The 17,741-nt window shown below is 42.2% G+C and carries 20 protein-coding genes; 2 read left to right on the top strand and 18 right to left on the bottom strand.

The annotated features are described in order from the left end of the window. Window positions 1-94: 94 nt before the first annotated feature. Together ASL11_RS27200 and ASL11_RS27195 are read right to left on the bottom strand one after the other, a co-directional pair. Window positions 95-1,027 (bottom strand): D-2-hydroxyacid dehydrogenase, encoded by a 933-nt coding sequence (locus ASL11_RS27200; RefSeq protein ID WP_056621741.1) that lies wholly within the window; start codon window positions 1,025-1,027, stop codon window positions 95-97. 386 nt (window positions 1,028-1,413) lie between these two features. Then, window positions 1,414-2,481 carry a metallophosphoesterase family protein gene (locus ASL11_RS27195; RefSeq protein ID WP_056621739.1) on the bottom strand — a complete coding sequence of 356 codons (1,068 nt, stop codon included), beginning with the start codon at window positions 2,479-2,481 and terminating at the stop codon, window positions 1,414-1,416. A 469-nt stretch (window positions 2,482-2,950) separates the two neighbouring features. On the opposite strand from ASL11_RS27195, the gene ASL11_RS27190 reads away from it, so the two are divergent. Next, window positions 2,951-3,391, top strand: a complete 441-nt coding sequence (locus tag ASL11_RS27190; protein WP_056621737.1) for a DUF6376 family protein — start codon at window positions 2,951-2,953, stop codon at window positions 3,389-3,391. Between the two features lie 91 nt (window positions 3,392-3,482). On the opposite strand, the gene ASL11_RS27185 is transcribed toward ASL11_RS27190, so the two are convergent. The 7 genes from ASL11_RS27185 to ASL11_RS27155 all read right to left on the bottom strand — a co-directional run bounded on the left by ASL11_RS27185 (window position 3,483) and on the right by ASL11_RS27155 (window position 10,133). Further along, a complete protein-coding gene (locus ASL11_RS27185; RefSeq protein WP_056621735.1) occupies window positions 3,483-3,923 on the bottom strand; it encodes an SRPBCC family protein in 441 nt (146 codons plus the stop codon). Between the two features lie 5 nt (window positions 3,924-3,928). Further along, window positions 3,929-4,426: a MerR family transcriptional regulator gene (locus ASL11_RS27180; RefSeq protein WP_056621733.1), complete on the bottom strand. Its 498-nt coding sequence runs from the start codon at window positions 4,424-4,426 to the stop codon at window positions 3,929-3,931. 136 nt (window positions 4,427-4,562) lie between these two features. Then, window positions 4,563-5,084, bottom strand: coding sequence for an SRPBCC family protein (locus ASL11_RS27175; protein WP_056621731.1), 522 nt, complete (start codon window positions 5,082-5,084; stop codon window positions 4,563-4,565). A gap of 48 nt (window positions 5,085-5,132) precedes the next feature. Next, entirely contained in the window at window positions 5,133-5,474 is a 342-nt protein-coding gene (locus ASL11_RS27170; protein ID WP_056621905.1) for an ArsR/SmtB family transcription factor, read from the bottom strand. A 160-nt stretch (window positions 5,475-5,634) separates the two neighbouring features. Continuing rightward, window positions 5,635-8,802, bottom strand: coding sequence for an ATP-binding cassette domain-containing protein (locus tag ASL11_RS27165; RefSeq protein ID WP_056621729.1), 3,168 nt, complete (start codon window positions 8,800-8,802; stop codon window positions 5,635-5,637). 52 nt (window positions 8,803-8,854) lie between these two features. Beyond that, window positions 8,855-9,382, bottom strand: coding sequence for a DinB family protein (locus ASL11_RS27160; RefSeq protein WP_442953096.1), 528 nt, complete (start codon window positions 9,380-9,382; stop codon window positions 8,855-8,857). 16 nt (window positions 9,383-9,398) lie between these two features. After that, window positions 9,399-10,133, bottom strand: a complete 735-nt coding sequence (locus tag ASL11_RS27155; RefSeq protein ID WP_056621727.1) for an MBL fold metallo-hydrolase — start codon at window positions 10,131-10,133, stop codon at window positions 9,399-9,401. 285 nt (window positions 10,134-10,418) lie between these two features. Here ASL11_RS27155 and ASL11_RS27150 point away from each other — a divergent pair, with 285 nt between their 5' ends. After that, the gene (locus tag ASL11_RS27150; RefSeq protein WP_082595863.1) at window positions 10,419-11,642 is read left to right on the top strand and encodes an epoxide hydrolase family protein; all 1,224 of its coding nucleotides are present in this window, start codon (window positions 10,419-10,421) and stop codon (window positions 11,640-11,642) included. A gap of 58 nt (window positions 11,643-11,700) precedes the next feature. Here the strand turns inward: ASL11_RS27150 and ASL11_RS27145 are convergent, their stop codons facing one another. The 9 genes from ASL11_RS27145 to ASL11_RS27105 form a co-directional block, all read right to left on the bottom strand. Further along, window positions 11,701-12,312: a class I SAM-dependent methyltransferase gene (locus ASL11_RS27145; protein WP_056621723.1), complete on the bottom strand. Its 612-nt coding sequence runs from the start codon at window positions 12,310-12,312 to the stop codon at window positions 11,701-11,703. Between the two features lie 165 nt (window positions 12,313-12,477). Continuing rightward, complete coding sequence (locus ASL11_RS27140; protein WP_056621721.1) at window positions 12,478-13,200, bottom strand: DNA alkylation repair protein; 723 nt, start codon at window positions 13,198-13,200, stop codon at window positions 12,478-12,480. Window positions 13,201-13,283: 83 nt separating this feature from the next. After that, a complete protein-coding gene (locus ASL11_RS27135; protein ID WP_056621719.1) occupies window positions 13,284-13,760 on the bottom strand; it encodes a MarR family winged helix-turn-helix transcriptional regulator in 477 nt (158 codons plus the stop codon). Between the two features lie 12 nt (window positions 13,761-13,772). Further along, window positions 13,773-14,546 carry a pirin family protein gene (locus ASL11_RS27130; protein ID WP_056621717.1) on the bottom strand — a complete coding sequence of 258 codons (774 nt, stop codon included), beginning with the start codon at window positions 14,544-14,546 and terminating at the stop codon, window positions 13,773-13,775. A gap of 220 nt (window positions 14,547-14,766) precedes the next feature. After that, entirely contained in the window at window positions 14,767-15,903 is a 1,137-nt protein-coding gene (locus tag ASL11_RS27125; protein WP_235550590.1) for an NAD(P)H-dependent flavin oxidoreductase, read from the bottom strand. Further along, a complete protein-coding gene (locus tag ASL11_RS27120) occupies window positions 15,869-16,102 on the bottom strand; it encodes a tautomerase family protein (protein WP_056621715.1) in 234 nt (77 codons plus the stop codon). Before ASL11_RS27120 ends, ASL11_RS27125 begins: the two co-directional genes overlap by 35 nt. Before the next feature lie 60 nt (window positions 16,103-16,162). Continuing rightward, entirely contained in the window at window positions 16,163-16,795 is a 633-nt protein-coding gene (locus ASL11_RS27115; RefSeq protein ID WP_082595860.1) for a DsbA family oxidoreductase, read from the bottom strand. Continuing rightward, window positions 16,792-17,334: an NAD(P)H-dependent oxidoreductase gene (locus tag ASL11_RS27110; protein WP_056621710.1), complete on the bottom strand. Its 543-nt coding sequence runs from the start codon at window positions 17,332-17,334 to the stop codon at window positions 16,792-16,794. Before ASL11_RS27110 ends, ASL11_RS27115 begins: the two co-directional genes overlap by 4 nt. A gap of 58 nt (window positions 17,335-17,392) precedes the next feature. Next, window positions 17,393-17,716 carry an NIPSNAP family protein gene (locus ASL11_RS27105; protein WP_056621708.1) on the bottom strand — a complete coding sequence of 108 codons (324 nt, stop codon included), beginning with the start codon at window positions 17,714-17,716 and terminating at the stop codon, window positions 17,393-17,395. Between the last annotated feature and the right edge of the window lie 25 nt (window positions 17,717-17,741).

Here is a 17,741-nt window from a genome sequence, read left to right as displayed (position 1 = left end):
TTTAACGTTGTAATCATTTGCACCGGCATCGAAACCTTCCAGTAGATCGGTTAGATGGGCTCATTTCTGTGCTGTGATACTCCTTTAATAGGACCTAATATCCTCGCTTTACGTCCACCGATTGGCTAACTTTCTCTTGTCCATTATCCATTTCTCCAAGCACTGCGAGCAGTCCTTCAATTGCTTCATCCACCCCAGTAACAGCTGAAATATGCGGAGTAATGACCACGTTCGGATGAGCCCACAACGGCGAATTTTCGGGCAGAGGTTCCTCCCTAAACACATCAAGAACAGCTCTACGCACTTGTCCCTGTTCAAGCGCTTCCAGTAGTGCATTCTCATCCACCGAAGCTCCCCTACCGACATTAATGAAGCCAGCACTCTGCATGTAGCAAAATAAGTTTCTTTCAAATAAACGTTCCGTGATTAGTGTTAAGGGTAAAGTGTTAATAACCCAATCGGCTTGTGGTAACACGGTGTGCACCTCGGTAATCGGTAGGACCTTGTTAAAATGAGAGTTCGCTGCGCCGCTGCGAGATATTCCGTATACGTTTACCCCAAAAGCGCTAAGCATCTTCGCCACTTCCTCGCCGATCGTACCTGTTCCGAAAATAACGATGTTCAATTCATGCAGTAGCTTCTGCTGCGATGGTAGCCATTGTCTTTGGGTTTGTGCATGCTGGAAATTATCATGACGTTGTAGATCGGCAAGTAGATAACTTAGGCAATATTCCCCTATTTTCCGTCCAAAACTGCCGACCGTACGCGTTAACACGACATCCATTTTCCATTTGCGATCGAATAAAAATGCATCAACGCCAGCTCCAAGCGCATGAACCCACTGCAAGTTACCGAATTGAAACGACTCTGTCGGTTTGAATGCCACATAACCATCTGCCCAATTGAAGTGATTCGGACGTACTTCCGTCTCTGGTAGAAACAGATACTCCCTCTTCGTGTCCATTGAAGCAAGCTTTTCTAGCTCTTTATACATTCGACCTGTCACTAATATTCGTTTGATATCCAAGCACAACGCCTCCTCAGAATCCGTAAAACTACGCGATAGTAACTTATTGTACCACGGTAGATAAATAAGAGGAAAACGTCGTTTGGTAGTCATTGGCGGATATGCCTGTTTATTTGTATGAACTGGAAAACATACATCTATTTAAAGGGGACTCCCTCTGACATTTGATTTAGCTGTAAAATATGTAGTTAAAACTGCCACTTTTGTGCATCTCGAGAAAAATGTCTAAAATTACCTGTAGCTTAACCATCAAAACTAATATTCGACGAGAAATCACCAAATTTAACTGTATAAAATCCATCTATTCGCGCGGAGCACGGGATAAAAAAAAGACATGCCCCATGTGCATGTCCTTTCCCCTAAATGCCATTTATATGGTCATACAACTATGCTTGTTTGGCATGAACCATGGGTACGGTGTATGTTGCCGATTCAATCCAGGTCTTATCGGAGAATTCTCGGCCACGAACCACCACTTCGTTGTTGTAGATTTGAACATACATGCCTTGCGCACAATTTGGATTGTCTGTACTGCGTGTTTTGCCGACAGAAGCATTATTGAACCAGTGAAAGGAATTCTGTGTGTTATAGTGATTCTCTGTTGCAAAGTTACGATGGGTATGCCCTGACAGTACAAAAACATTCTTATAAGGCGCTAATATTGCCCGAAACTCCTTCGCTCTGAGTAACTGAGGCGGTTTCCCGTCCATATCCGGCGCTGGTAACGGCTGATGGATGAAGATGAAAGCGGGCTTTCCATCCTCATGGGACTTCATACAATTCTCGAGCCAAGCAAGCTGCTCATCCGAATACCATGCGCCTTCCCCAACCTCTGGGTTCTCCTGCACATAGGTTTCTTGAGACATCATTATCAGATGCACATCATTCATCCAGACATCCTTATAGGGCTTATCCTTGTAGCCGAAAAACTTCATGAAGCGTTCACGGGACATCGCATCGGTTTTCCCGTTGGGCACCGTTTCAGCGGACCAATCTCCCTTGCTGCTTATCCAAATGTCGTAATAGTCGTGATTTCCCATATTCGCGTATAGCGGCGGAAGTTTGTAGTTGTCTAATACTTTTCGGAAAAGCTTGTAATCTTGATCCCGGCCTACATCCGTGATATCCCCGCCGAATACGATCGTATCTACGGGCGATTCAAACCGAGTGATATCTTTCAACGCCGAATGAAGCTTATCAATAATCGTAGTAGTCCCATTGTTGGAAATATGCACATCGCTGAGTAAGAAAAAGGATAGCAATAATCGATTATTGGTGGAGTCAACCGAAACTGGTTGTGCAGAAGCTTGCGGAATGATTTGCTCCTCCGAGGCATCAGCTACCGCTACGTTTGTCTCTGGCCCCTTTAGAGATTGTTTGAGCAGCGCGCCGACACCAGTTAATGCGAACGCCGTTGCAAGCAATCTTTTGATAAACTGTCTTCTTGAAATCATGAACTTTCCCCCCAGGGATGTACCGTCTTTGTAAATTACATATTAACATGTTAATTTTATCATATTGTTGACACTAGTTTAGTAAAATTCTTCGAAATTTTTCCCATAAATTCAAGTCGATTATCGTTCATTTGATAAAACATCTTCTGATCATTGAAGTTGATCCAATCCACACAACTCAAAAAAACCGAAACAGCTCTTCATCAAGCGTGATCGGTTTTCTTGCTGTACTGTATAACCTGTAGCCGTATGTATGGAGCCTATCTTCAAATGATTCACTCCTTCAATGTTCACGTGTGCAGTGTTACGATTTGATAAAATAGTAACACACATTGTGTTGGAAATGAACTAATTTTTCCATTATTCCAATAAGCCCAGTTAAGCTTGAAACCCGTTTTCTAGAAAAACGTAATAAACAACAAGAAAAGTTGATTTATTCTGAAATCGAACCGTAAAGGAGAGCAAATACATGAAGAAATTGATGATATTACTAATTGTAATTTTTACAACGCTCCAATTGAGTGCCTGTACGTTAATTGAAAAAGTAAATAGTTCCTTGGATTACGCAAATCAAGCTACTGACCACATCAATAAATTGAGTACTTTTGCACAACAAGCACCTCAAATGATGAAAGATGCGGCTTTGAATCCAGAGACAAAACARGCACTCGAAAATCAATTAATCGGGATAAAAAAAGATATCGAACAATTTAATCTGAAAAGTGTCCCCACGATTGCAAAGGATATTCATCAACAATTGGTAGATAAGAATAAAGTGTTGCTGGATGAGATAAATAATGTGTTAGTCAATGGTCATCTGGTACTTGATAAACTTCAAAATTCACAAATACTCACGACGATTAGCGACATAACCATCTTCATCAATCGCATTCAAAATTTAGGATCTTAAGAACTTCTCACTTATGAGGAGTTTTTTTTCATCATAAATGAACGCAATAAAACCGACCTTACGGTCGGTTGGTGATATCGATTATGCAAATTTAGAGGTTTTCCAACTGTTTGCCCAGATTGTCCAACATGATCGTAGTCCCATGCTCACGTTGTTCAGGTGTATCATGGCCATCTAGGAAAACGCCTTGTTCTGTAAAAATCAGCTTTGTACCCGTACCCTCAGGCTTGAACTCGACAGTTGTCACAGAAATCGACATTCGATTATTATCCATATCCAATGTGTAGCTATAAACAATGCGCTCGTTCGGAACGATGTCTTGATACGTGGCATCGAAGGTGAATATAGGTCCACCCGGAGGGCCTCCCTGACTCATTTCCTTACCACCAACCCGGAAGTCAAATTCATCCGCTTTGGAAAACCACATCTCTTTCAGTTTAGGATCCTCCCAAGTAGCAAATACGCGGCTAGGCCAGGCTTTATATATTCGTTCGACGACGAAAGTGTTATGTACGGCAATTCGTTCGTTCATGCTTGTCAGCTCCCTTGTTTTGATTCATCGGATTTTCCGTCTAGGAGTTCACCTAGCAGATCTAGGCGGCGTTCCCACGACATCCGACGTTCGATGATCACTTTCTCATGGCTCTTCTTCATGGTTTCCAGTAATTTGGTAAAATCGTCAACCGTCACCGGTTCTTTCAACGACATCAGATTGGATACGTACTCCAATTCGAGCAAAAGATTCTGCTCCATCCGAATATTTTCTTTCAGTCGGGCAATTTGCAACGAAACAATCTCCAACGGACTGAATTGCTCTCCTGTTAATACGGACTTAACCTCATCCAGTGATAAACCGAGCTCTTTTAGCGATAAAATTTGCTGCAGCCGCGACAGATCAGCCTCATTGTATAATCGGTGCCCCGATTCGGAATGCGCCGAAGGCGAGAATAAGCTGATTTGATCGTAAAAACGCAGTGTTCGTATCGTGAGTCCTGTTAGTTTAGCAAGCTCTCCCACTTTCCAAAGCTGCTTCATAATCATCTCCTTTAGGCTGTGCTAGCTGTTTACCGGTAACTATACTATAAAACATGACGTTACGTCATGTGCAAGTGTTGAAGTCATTATTTTTCAAAATCACAAGGAAAAGACCGCTAGTTAGCGGCCTCATCTATTATTTATGAACTTTTTGGATAGACTCCAAATGTTCTTCAAGTCTGTTCCAAGTATCCGTGATACCTTCCATCATCCCCATATCCAGCACCTGTTGTAGGCTTTCAGCTGATGCATATTCTCCGCGGTTAATGAGCTTAGTACCCGTTTCTGTTTCGATGAAGGTCAGCGTTACGCGTGTAGATGGCATGTTTTCCGCTTCATTGCCTTCCGCATCAGAGAAAAAGTCTACATACACAATTTTCTCCGGTACAACGATCTCGCTGTAAACGGCCTTGCCCCATGATTCCATACCATAGTAATCGCCTTGATTCTTGTCTTCACACTTCATGCAATAATGCCAAACCCCACCGACGCGGAAATCAACATGACATACTGGAAGTGCCCAACCTCTTGGACCCCACCAATGTTTCAGATGTTCGGCTTGCGTGAATGCCTGGAAAACCAACTCGCGAGGGGCATTGAATTCACGCTCTAGAATAAGAACTTTGTCCTCTACCGTGGAAACCATTTGATTTGTCATGTTTAACTTCCTCCTAGAATGTTCATTATTTGTTTAAAATAGTTCTAATCAATCAGTCTTGCTGTCTTCCTGCAATTGATTGTCCTTAAGCTTCTGTAAATAGTCATCAAGTCGGTTATACCGCTCCTCCCAGATGACACGGTAGTTCTCCAGCCAGTCGTTCAGCTCTCGGAAAGGATCAGGCAGGAGCTTGTAAATACGACGATTTGCATCCACCCTTACTTCGACGATGGCAGCCTCACTAAGTACACGCAGATGCTTGGATACTTGAGGCTGACGCAGTTGAAGCCGTTCCGCGATTTCCCCTACAGTGAGTGGCCGTTCACGCAAAAGATCAACAATCCTCATGCGGTTAGGCTCTGCCAATGCACTCATGACGTTAGGATCCATGCTCATCATCCGTCCTCTTGCTGTAATTACGTGCGTTTCTCGTTGTGTTTGGAGGCTGTTTTTCTTACTGAACTCAATATACCATACGGGGAATATTCTCGCAAGTGAATATTGATAATGACTTAAAAAAAGCGCTAACCCGAAGGCCAGCGCTTATTAATCACTTCAAGCTATGATAAACAGCCATCATATCTTGTTTGTTCAATTCACGAATACGATTGTAGATCGGTATATCAGCAACGGACTCCGCTACTTTGCTTTTATCAACAACATCACTTACTTTGCCAGTAAGCCATGTTTGCACGCTTACGCCATCAACGATTTCCTTGCGTCCCTCATCATTGATGCCACTAACATGACAACTCACACAAGGAACGGACAATTTATGTACGCCATCATGGAGTCCATCTTCGGAAATAACTCGCTTACCGCCACAGAATGGGCATGGATGACTCCCTTTGATCTTATTAATTTGGGTAACTATTTTATTGTAACCAAAGGCTTCATAGACATAAGTTAGTTTTTTATATTTTCCATTGGTGAAATACTTATCAATAATGGTTTCTCTTGTTTCCGTAATATCAGCAAAGTCACAGATAGTTATCAAGTTGTTGGAGCTGATCGCATCAAGATTACCTTTAATCTTGTCCCAGAAAGGCACTGCATTTTGTAAAACCACTTCATATCCCACAAAGCTAGCAAGCTCCAGCTCGTACATTTTAAGCGCAACTTGCGTTTCCCTAGGCAGTAAGGAGACATCTTCCGAAAGTGCAAGGTCACCGCCAACAATGGATTTTAATTTTTCTAATTCTGGCAAGTTGCCTACGCTTTGTATAACCTGATCCAGCGGTTGCTGAATAATCTCGCGAATATCCGAGCCATTATATTTCAATTTTTTATGATGGTTTAACACGGTTCCATGACAGACTGGGCAAGTAATCATTTCTCTTGAAGCTTTCATTGCTTCTTTAATCGTAAGGTTCTTTGAAATAACCATATAACGCCCAAGGATGAGATTAAAACCTTCCCAGGTTCTCGAAGCCTTACCCGCTTTATCATAAAATGACTTTTCCCAATAGCCATATAGGAACGTATTCTTTTCTGCTTCTGTCATCTCATTATAGCTTTTACTAATATCATGACCGAGTTCATTCTTTATCTCTTCAAAAAGGAAATGCAACTTGGCATGCTGATAATATTTCAAGACATCCATGACTTCAGGCAATAATAGGCCATCCCAGAATGGTACTGTTTTATCTTGAATGAGAACATCCATATCAAATCTTTCTATGACACGACGACCAGAGCAACATGGACAATGATTATCTTGATAATAGAAATCGAAGCTTCTTGTATCTTTATTGGTCGGATGAGAAGCTATAATATGGTTGATCAGTCCACCGATTTCATAGAGAAAACTATATTGACTATACAGGTGTCGTTCAAGATCAATCGCGATCACAGGTGCAATTTTGTCCGATTCGTATTCACCATAGATCAAGCGGGCCATGGAAGATAAGCTTTTTAGGATACCGCCCTTATAAATGTTTTCTGCCTGTTTAAAATAGTTGATCTGATTTTCTTGTACGTATTGAATACCTTGTTGTTGCTTCAGCGCGGAAGAAATATGCAAAGGGGCTGAATGATCTTCCCTATTTTTAAGACGATAGTAGTCATCATGAGGGACAACATCAAGATGCTCAATCGGTTCAGGCTGTCTTTTGCCAAAATCAACGATAAAATCCGAGCTTTCCAGCATATAGGCATTATGTTCAATCATCAGGATGGAGACAGATTCATCTTCTAGAATAACCCTAACGCTATCGATGAATTGATTTAAAATATTTTGTGATAACCCCTTAGAAGGTTCGTCAAAAATAAACAGCGTATGCGGGTTTCTTGAATTTGCAAACAACTCCGATACTAAGTGCACACATTGAAATTCACCTGTAGATAACGATTGTGTTTTTCTTTCTAATGTCAGATAGCCAAGTCCAAGTTTATTCAATAAGCTCAATCGTTTACGAGCGATGTCTTCGTTCGGCAGTTCTTCAATAATATCTTCGATCGAACGTTGGAAAATATCATCCTCCGTTTCATCGTTATATTTGGTGAGTTTCTTCTTGATATCAAGAAAAGTAGCGACGGTTGACCGGCTTGTGATCGATTGGTTGCGATCTTGCCCAACCATGACCAATTTATCTTTGGGGTAACGTTTCTGAAAATCTTTGGACATGCACTCATTCACGAGTGTTGATTTACCGCATCCTGACTCGCCAGTAAAGGTTACTAGTCTATTCTTGGGAATTTGAATTTCAGCCATTTGAATATTTCGACAGTATAGATCAAGAAATTGATAATAGTCCGTTGGCACGTCTTTATTTTGCTCCCAAAGGACTGGTTTAGGACGAGGTGATTCTTCAACAATTTTCCCGCCATATTTACCGCTACCTGGTCCAAAAAACAATTGCTCATCTGTTGTATCCAGTACCGTATCTGAATGATCAATGAGCCATATTTGATTCTTATAGCCTAATTGTTTAATTTGTTCTAGAATTTTCAAAAGCGTTTCATGGTCAAGACCAACGGAGATTTCATCAATAATAATAACGGTATTCTCACTTGTAGCCATGAATTCAGCCAAATAATGACGTGTTAATTCCCCCCCTGATAATGTCCCCATAATACGATTTAATGTTAAGTAACCGATATTCATATTGATCAAATTCTGGAGAATATGTTGCTTTGCTTCACTAATATGTAATTCCTCGGCAAGAGAAAGGATGGTTTCGATACTTAAGTTATTGATGTCGGAGATGCTATGAGGTTGATTCCTTAACTCCAGCTTGTGCGTCTCAACTTCTGGACTGTAGCGCTTCCCTTTACACTTCGAACATTCTACATTTTGTGTCGTGCTGCGACCTTTACAATCCGGGCACCACCCTAATGCGTTATTAAAGGAAAAAACTTCAGGAGAAAGATTGAATTGTTCGGCCATTCGATCACGAATCTCTTTGAATACGCCCGTATGCGTACCAATGGTTGAACGAGGATTGGATGAAATCGATGATTTTCCGAGAAAAAGAACGAGAGGCATTTCCTCCATCTTGATGGCACTGAAATTCGTTTCCATAATCTCAGGAAATAGATATTGATATTCAGCTTTCGGCAATAAGGAAACGAGACGTTTCTTGGATTCTTCCCCAATTGTCTGACAGAAAGTTGTCTTGCCTGACCCTGATAATCCAGCAACTCCTAAAGATTTATCTACGGGTATTGTTGCATCTAATCTGTTAATGTTGTTCGAAATTAATTGATTTATTTGCATGTGTACATCCTTTCTATTGATTACACTTATTGATTCCATATTAGCACATCTACTATACCTTCACTCTTTTCTTGATCAAATTGATCTGACCTCTATGATTGATTTCATCTTCAAACACATGAAACCACATAAAATAATGATTAGCTTGTTTCTTATACCAGAACTCTTCTTCTTGGTATAGCCATTCATCATCAACTGTTTTGAATAATTCGTATGTACGATTTCTAACTTCATTTAGCCTATCTATATAGTAGGCAAGATCATTTCCTTTAATCTTTTCCCGCCCTTCTGCACCTAAATTCACAGCGGGACCCCAGATTGCCATATCTTCATCATTCAATTCTCTTTTTTCAAAGGTCTCCAATTGATAAGCGTATTCGACCGCCGCGAAATGCATTAACAAGGCGCCAATTGAATTACTTTCCTCATCTAGTAGAAAATCTAATTCATTTACGGTTAAATTTTTGACGGATTCTAGTGTTGTATGTCTGACATAGTTCATCATCGACAGTAAGCGGCTAATCTGCGGTGTATAACCAGGTATGTCTGTAATGAGATAAATTTGATTCATATTAAACATGCTTTTCCTCCTTATTTTATAGGACGACTTGTAAGCCTAGATCAGCTAAAACAACCTCACCACTAAACATAAGTGCTGCTTCTTCCCTCAATAATTGATTCTCTCCGAAGTGAGGTAAATGTGTTAGAAGTAATTTCTTTACTCCTGCCTTCGATGCTAGCAACCCAGCCTCAGTTGACGTCATATGACCATACCGAGCGGCATCAAAGTTGGCATAGAAGGAAGCTTCTGTGAGAAGTAGATCCGCATCCCTCAAGTAGGGGACTAAAGATTCATCGTATCTTGTGTCCGCCGTATACACCAAATTTTTCCCCTGATAGGAAATTTTCACGCCTAAGCAAAATACATCATGATCCGTTCGAAAGAAAGTTAAGGTTAGGCCATCCTCGAATGTTACGATCGTATTTTGGTTAATTTCTTGTTCAATTGTTCCTTTCAATACAGGAATCGCCCATTCGTCTTTAGAATCCTTGGCAACTAATAAACGCAAGGGTGTATCACGTTGTTTTAAATCCATATCAATTAAACAAGCATATTGAAGAGAACCTAAGTCTGCCATGTGATCGAAATGATTGTGTGAAACAAATACAGCTGTTAATTCATGAAGTTTCATGTAATTTTGTAAAACGGATAATACACCGCTGCCACAATCCAGCAAGATTTTATGATTGCCTACTTCTAGAAGAAAGCCTGCAGTTGCTTCTCCTCGCTTTGGATAAGCGCCCCATCTACCTATGACTCTTAGTTTCATACGGATGCTCCCCCATTTCATAACTGATGTACCAATAAAAAAAGAGCTGCATTACGTAGCAACTCCATTTTCACTCCACTTGTTCGATAAAGAGCTACGCTTTTCCTGCTTAAAATATAATCACCTACTGCATGGATTCTGCTATTTTCATTACATTTTACCCATCTTCAATTTTCGTATCCCCCTACAAACCAAGGTACGATTGGATGAAAGCATGAATATGGTGTTATACCCAGTTCTCATTCTTCATCCCATTTAGCCAAATTGATTCAAAGGGAGTACAAAATGATACCAAATAAGACAAGACAACTCAGTTTTGAGCATTCTGCGGATAACAACGTCATTCGAGGGCCATTTCATGTGAATTTTCCGGAAATCGAGCTTGCTCAACTACGATGTCGCGTAAACGCGGCAAAATGGCCTGATAAGGAAACGGTCGCAGATACCTCTCAGGGTGTACAGCTTTCAACAATTCAAAAACTCGCACACTATTGGACAACAGATTACGATTGGCGCAAGTGTGAGGCGAAGCTAAACGCATTTCCGCAGTTCTTTACCCATATCGACGGTCTAGACATTCATTTCATGCATATTCGTTCGAAGCATGAAGATGCTTTGCCACTCATCATCACACACGGATGGCCTGGCTCGATCATCGAGATGTTGAAGATTGTTGAACCACTTACGAATCCTACAGCTTATGGCGCGAAGGCATCGGACGCGTTCCATTTGGTCATACCGTCGCTGCCCGGCTACGGGTTTTCTGGAAAGCCAACTACGACAGGTTGGGATACCGTCCGAATCGCACGTGCCTGGGCAGTACTGATGAAGCGACTTGGCTACACGAGGTACGTGGCACAGGGCGGAGACTGGGGAGCGATTATCACCGACATGTTGGCATTGCTGTCACCACCGGGGCTGGTTGGTATGCACACGAATATGCCCGGCGCGGTTCCCCCTGCTATTGACAAGGCGCTCCAAGCCGGCACCCCACTTCCATCTGGTCTCTCAGAAGAAGAAATGCGTGCATGCATGCAGTTGAGTTTTGTATATAAACATATCGGATATGCCCAAATCATGGGTACACGGCCGCAGACGCTAACGGGATTGGTAGACTCTCCAGTTGGTTTGGCCGCTTTCATGCTTGATCATGATGCTTGTAGTTTGGAGCTAATTACACAAGCCTTTAACGGACATCCCGGTGGACTTTCACGCGAAGATGTCCTTGACAACATCACACTGTACTGGATGACCAAAACTGCGATTTCTTCTGGTCGTCTGTTTTGGGAGAACAAGCTTCCCTTCTTTGCTGCCAAAGGTGTCACTATTCCCGTAGCTGTGAGTGTGTTCCCATATGAGCTCTATCAAGCTCCATTGAGTTGGAGTAAAATGGCGTACCCTCATCTTATCTACTACAACAAGGTCGACAAGGGTGGACATTTTGCAGCCTGGGAACAGCCAGAACTATTCGCTGCAGAACTCCGTGCAGGATTCAAGTCGCTGCGCTAATTCATGTTTTCCATACTAATACTTAATCCGAAAAACAGGAGAAACATTAGCAATCGACTTACTCCTCCTCCAATGGTTTGTCCCAAGAAAGACTATAACGGAAGTAGAAACGTCGTCGAACTTTAGCCCCTGGAAGTATCTGCTGTACAACTTGACGAATCTCCCTAATGCTTTCTGTTGGAGCCGTAATTCGAACATTGGGGTTACGCATCCCACCATGAAATCGATCCATGATACGGATAGGAAACAGCAGTATTCCAGAGAAAACCAAATCCACCAGTGACTTGTCATCTGATAAGCCAATGATGAGGAGTCGACCGCCGGGTGCGAGTACTTGGCGAATGAGCAGCAGTGCGCTTCTCAAATCCATATGATGCAAAGTCGCGACACAGATAACCGTTGCATAACATTCCTCTTGCTTAGGAATTGGCGAAGCAAGGAAGTCACCGTTAATGAGTGTCACATTCGAGATCGAAGTAAGTCGCGTTTGTGCAATCTCTATAGCCGTATTATCGGGGTCGATCCCGATAACTTGTTGGACGAACGGCGCGAGTCGTTGGAGAAGTAACCCGTCACCACACCCAATATCGAGTACACATCCGCCGCGTAGCTTAGCGTCTGCAATTAACTCATCGTGAAAAGCTGTATTGTGATTCCAATACGTATCCATTGCTAATTTCACTCCCGTACACTATCGTCTGTAGACTCGAATAATTTCCAAGGATTGGAACCCTCTCTATAATAGACGATAATTCGGGGATTCTGTTCAATAACAAAAAAGCCCGCGAAATACTCGGACTTATTCTTAAACTTAAACCGTAAATTTTCACAAGACCTAACACCTTACATGCTTACGCTTGAATCCGATTCGAGCTTTATCTACGGCCTTTTGAATATTAGCCGAAGCGCTTAGAAATTTACTCTTCGTCTTGTCCTGAATGATTTCGACGGGACCAACCGCTATTGCCGTCTCAACAGCCTTATCATGCAGCGGCAAGTAAGATACAGCTACTGTGAAGATGAAATTATTCATCGCATATTTAGCTCGTTCTGGTGCAGTGTGAATCGTATTTTTCACCAATTCAAGCATATCTGATATTTTACTAACGTTAAACTCAGTGTCTTTGCGATTCCCCAGAAGCCAACAGTAGCAACTCCACCCCGCTGACATTCTTAATTCCTCACCGCTCGCGATCCATTTATCCGCAACTTCTTGCGCAATATCCGCTTCCGATAACGTTACAGCAACGACATAATCGGACAGCATATAGAAATACGCTGCATCGATCCAACGATCATAATCCTCTACAGTCATTGCTTTGGGGTCTGCGATGATGCCGGCAAAGTACATAGCGTCGTAGTTCCCTGTTGCGTAAAGTTGTTCAGCTAACGATTGGTTGATTTTGATTTGCTTGACGAGCGGTTTCATCGCTCCTGTTGCCACTCCAAATACAGGTTCATGAGCGCCATTAGAAATATACATTTTCTTCATTCGTTCCTTGCCTAGAGCTTCGAGTTCTTGCATGACTGATTCTGCTTGTAGAATGGTTGCTGTCATAATGACTCCTCCCATAATCAACTTTATTATGTCATCATAACTATTCTTGAAACATCGAGCAATGTTAGCTAACTAATCCGAAGTTACTCAGCGCTTTCCACTTGTCTTTCTTGCGCATTCTTAATCCCATATCCTATCTTCTTAAGCAATTCAATGAGTTGGAGCTTCTCCTCATCCGTTACATAAGACAAATTGTTAGAAATGGTTTGCACATGTTTAGGGAAAATCGTATCGAAGTAGTTTCTCCCATCCTCAGTTAATGCCACATTCGTTTTACGTCGATCTCCTGGAATGGGAAGACGTTCCACGAACGCCTTCTTTTCCAACTTATCAACCACATAAGTAATACTCCCACTTGGAATGGAAAAGGTATCACTTATTTTCTGAATGGGGTGCGGCCCTTTATTGTAGAGTAACTCAAGAATTTGAAAGGTTTCCCTACTGAGCCCATAGCTGTCAATGTCGCGTTCTAAGCTGGCATACAGTACGTTCACCATATTTTTTAGTACGCGTGTAAGCCTTAAATCAAGAGCCTTACCTTCAGCGTCGCGTTCAGTCATTCTTCAACCACCTTATCTAGCTTTATTATACAAAGGATAATCGACTTCAGTAGGAACTTCAATTAGAAATATTCGAAGTGTTTCATCAGCAGCACGAATGATAATATCATCCTCTTGTTCGGTTTGGGCGATAGCAAAGTCTTTATTCACAAATTGGACGGGCTCATGTCCCGCTATTAGGAAGGAGCCACCGGTTCCTCTAATCGCCAGTCCGGCAAACGTGCGGTTCGGTAATAGCCGATGAACATACGTTGCGCCCGCCTCTACTTCGACGTCTAACATACGTGCATCTGCAACAAGTTGGCCGATAGGTGATCCTTCACCCAGAATGGTCTTTACCTTAACACCTTCCTGGTCTGTCTGAGGGAACTCCTCGTGCTTGAACAATGAGTAGGTTGGCTCTCGTCGCACAGCTTCATTCAAGTAAGGCTCCAGCCATATTTGAAAGCTTTCAAATCCAGCTTCGACGCTCTCAGCATGCTGCATACCCGATCCTGCTTGCATAAGTTGAATATCTCCAGCTTGTAGTGTGCTTTCAGTACCAAGTGTGTCTCGGTGAAAACCATGACCAGCGATGCCATAAGAGAGAATCTCAAACCCTTGATGAGGATGAAACCCAATCCCTCCTGCCTTCTCTGCTCGTCCCCAAGCCCAATAGAATAGCGGACCTAGTCTCACAGTAGCGGCCCCTTGGCCAGAGAATCCTAATGGTTTCTGCGCCATTATTTTACCTCCATCAAATTCCTCTTTCCCTTGCTGTTCTGGTCCTAGTATTTGAATATTCATAGGAATATCTCCTTATCTGATCGGATATAATGATTATTAAATTTAATATCCTAATAATATTTATTCTAACAATATTCAATATAGACCTATTATAGGAATCAGTCAACATGCAAATATAAGCAAGATTACCACCTTATAATCCCTACTTTTTCGAATCCCGTACTACGAGAAAAGGATCCCAATGCCATAATGGCTCTGGGATCCTTTCAATTGAAATATCTTAACCTTTTTTTATTTGGGTGAGAATCGTTTGTGCTTGATCGATGGTTTCCTGAATGATACTCCCAGCACTTTGGCCAGCGGTTAACATCCGCAAACCTTGCCCTGCCCATAATGACATATAATCGGAATTATTTTGCTGTGCAGCAGCATTTCGAATATCTCTTGTTGCCGTATTTTGGGTCGGAAACGGTAGCGGTTCTACCCCACTTTGATCCCAGACTTTAATAAATTCATTCGTGATACCTCTTGCGGGTCGACCCGAAAATACCTTCGTGATTACTGTACTCTCCTCGGTACTAGCCAGCAGTTTGTGTTGGTAAGCAATATGAGCTCCCGATTCAATCGAAGTCAAGAATCGCGTCCCCATCTGAACCCCCTGTGCCCCGAGTACCAGCGCGGCAACTAGTCCACGACCATCCATAATCCCACCTGCTGCAATGACGGGTACCTGAACATGGGCAACAATTTGCGGAACTAACGCCATTGTGCCTATGTTCGCGCCCATGGGACGATTGGCAATGTCGAATGTCCCGCGGTGACCACCAGCTTCACTTCCCTGAGCCACAATCGCGTCACATCCGGCTTGTTCAGCAAGTATGGCTTCATCAACGGTTGTCACCATAGTCACAATTCGAATCCCCGCCGCTTTAGCTTGCTCTGTCATGTGAGGTGGGAGTACCCCGAAAGCGGTACTGATCACCGGCACTTTTTCTTCTAGCAAGACGGCAAATTGTTGCTCAAAATGGTCGGGTGTCTTCACCTCTTCTGCCACAACATTTGGTATACCGAATTTAGCTCTCATCACATTCAGTTCCTGTTGAACTTCCGGCGTTCTCGAATTGTCATCTTGAGCTCGAGTTACAAATAAATTTACGCCGAATGGCGCGTTGGTTAACTTACGAATGTCCCGAATGGCTGTACGAATCGCTTCAGGTTCCATGTAGGCCGCTCCAAGGGTCCCCAATCCGCCTGCGTTCGATACGGCTGCCGTCAAGCCGACCGTTCCAGGTCCACCTGCCATGCCTGCTAGGAAGATGGGATAACGAATTTCAAATATGCGGCAAAGCGCTGTATTCAGATGAATGATCTTCTGCCTCCTATCACTTAAGAGAGGATCGCTGATTGCGGTATTCAAGTGCTGGTAAACCGCCCCATCCCCAATTGTCCAATTCGACTTCCTCAATAATAACATGAGTTGATTCTAATGGCTTGTTAAGCACGTTAAGAAGAAGCTCACTGACACCTTTAATAAGCGCTGCTTTCTCTTCTGCCGTAACAGACTGATGCTCTGGGGTGGTTCCCTCACGGGTTACTTTAATCGTAACGACTGGCATAGGTAATGACCTCCTTGAATTTGTTAGTCCAATCATTCATCTATCTACTAAAAGGTAATCTTATGGCAGTTCTCGCCAAACCTTAATAAATTGTTCAGGGGACTGCAAACCAGACAAGCTGACTTGCTCATTAATCACAAAGTACGGAACCCCTCTAATTCCTTGCTTTTGCGCATTCTTTTGATCTAACTCAACTTTATCAAGACCCTCACCGTCAGTTAGGCGCTTTTTTAACTCCGTAATGTTTGAAAGTCCCACTGCTTTGGCCATATTGACAAGTTCGTCGATATCCCCAATATGAATCCCATTCTCAAAATAGGCCGTATAGATCTGTTGAATCAATTGCTCCTGTAGGTTCTCAGGTGTAATAGCGATTAATTGATGAGCTAATGTTGTATTTGGCGTATACTTTACTCGATCCATATTATACGTCAGACCATAAGCATCACCGTATTCTTGATATTGCTTTAATCGTGCCTCGAATTGCGAAACTCCACCTAATTTGCCTATCATCACTTGCCGATAATCTTCACCTTCAGCACGAATACCGTAATTGATCTGAAAAGCATGCCAACGAACCGAGACCTTCGTTTCTTGAGGTAATTGTTTCAAAGCACTCAACATACTAGTGGTTCCCATGCGACACCAGGGGCAAGTTACATCTATATAGGCGTCAATTAGTAAGTCATTCATTTCGTTACCAGAGCAGGCTTTACTGTTCGAAGATGGTGAATGTAGTCCTTGCTGCTCTGTGCTAGCCGCTCATCGGTAACTGTAGACGTATCGTTAAGTGCAAAGTGCGGCAGATAAGTAGCGCTGATAAATTGGGCAAGTGCTTCCATTGGACGCAATATTTCCTCAAGTGTAAAACGATTAGAACCTGTATGCTGATAAGAAGCTTCCGTGCCGTATGTTGAAATCGCTACACCGATTTCTTTGCCAGCAGTTTTACTGCCATCTGGACCATATGCCCATCCATATTGTAAGACGGTATCAAACCACTTTTTAAGTAAAGAAGGCGTACTGTACCAATAAAGCGGATATTGGAAAATAACCCGGTCATGTGCTTCAATTAGCTGTTGTTCTTTGGCAACATCGATATTCTCGTCTGGATATTCTTTATATAATTGATGAATGGTATAATCACCTTCTGTTTGTAAGGCTTCTAGCCAAGCTTTATTCCATTGGGAGTTTTCGATATTCGGATGCGTAATGATGATTAATGTTTTCATAATAGGTTTGCTCCATTTCTAATTATAGGATTATTTGCGAATAGTATAATGTCGTGTTTCATTTGTTCTCGAAGAAGGCTACGTCTTTCATAAAAATACTTTCTTGATTGTTAAGAAAAGGTCCATCCATTTCTGAAATCCGTTTGACTTCAATCCATTCCGGATCTTTTCGGAAACGTTCATAATTCAGATTGCGACTTTCCATATCGTCATGCTCAACAAAATAATAGAGCCGGTTATTTGCCTCATTGATATCTTCCCAATATCGAATAATCTTCATGCCATGTTTCAAAAATAAATCAATCACATGATCTCTGAATCTCTCATGAAGAGCCTGCATTTTGCCAGGATTAACATGATAAATTCGCAGTTCATATAACATGTTTCTCACCTCCTTATTAAAGTAA

Origin of the sequence: Paenibacillus sp. Soil750 (genome assembly GCF_001428045.1) — a bacterium.
In the GTDB taxonomy this organism is placed as follows: Bacteria; Bacillota; Bacilli; order Paenibacillales; family NBRC-103111; genus Paenibacillus_E; species Paenibacillus_E allorhizoplanae.
Note: the sequence above shows the minus strand (reverse complement) of the source record. Positions and strands in the feature narration are given on the sequence as shown.